Annotated in this window: 1 pseudogene; it reads left to right on the top strand. The window is 67.3% G+C overall.

Features of this window, described 5'->3' with window-relative positions:
* Positions 1–223 (top strand): annotated as a pseudogene (locus E4K09_RS29410) (lytic transglycosylase domain-containing protein); the annotation flags it as partial.

Genomic DNA, 223 nt, shown 5'->3' with positions numbered 1-223 from the left:
GGCCTATAACGGCGGGCCCGCACGGGTCTCCTCGTGGCTGGAAGGACGGGGCGAGCTGCCCGCCGAGACGAGAAACTATGTGGCCTCCATCACGGGGCGGTCGGCAGAGGAATGGGCGGAGGATCTGAAGAAATCCCGTGCGCAGGAGCCGGAAGAGAGGCAGCCGGAAGGTTGCCTGCAGATCGTCGCGGTCCTGCGTCAGCCCGGACGTGGCGACGAGATC

This window comes from Microvirga pakistanensis (genome assembly GCF_004458765.1).
In the GTDB taxonomy this organism is placed as follows: Bacteria; Pseudomonadota; Alphaproteobacteria; order Rhizobiales; family Beijerinckiaceae; genus Microvirga; species Microvirga pakistanensis.
Note: the sequence above shows the minus strand (reverse complement) of the source record. Positions and strands in the feature narration are given on the sequence as shown.